The 350-nt window shown below is 52.0% G+C and carries 1 pseudogene; it reads left to right on the top strand.

The features are described 5' to 3' along the window. A pseudogene (locus QCB45_RS11525) lies at nt 1–350 on the top strand (IS110 family transposase); the annotation flags it as partial.

The raw sequence follows: 350 nt of genomic DNA, 5'->3' as shown, positions 1-350 counted from the left end.
TATGTGCCGGAGAAGTCTATTGAACAGCAGGATATTCAGTGTCTGCACCGGGTTCGCCAGCGGCTGATGAAAAACAAAACCGCGCTGATTAACCAGATACGGGGGCTAGGCCTGGAATACGGTATCGCCATACCGGAAGGGGCTCATAAAATTATGGCCCACCTGCCTGAGCACCTGGAGGATGCAGAAAATGAGCTCACCACGCTCAGCCGGGAGCTGTTCCATGAGATGTTGCAGGAACTTCAGGACAATCAGCAGCGGATTAAAACTCTGGATCTGCGCCTTGCGCTTATCAGCCAGCAAAATGAGGATACCCTCAGACTGAAAAGCATACCTGGTATCGGGCCATT

It is taken from the genome of Thiomicrorhabdus sp. ZW0627 (assembly GCF_029767005.1).
Taxonomy (GTDB): domain Bacteria; phylum Pseudomonadota; class Gammaproteobacteria; order Thiomicrospirales; family Thiomicrospiraceae; genus Thiomicrorhabdus.
This window is presented reverse-complemented; position numbering and strand designations above follow the sequence as displayed.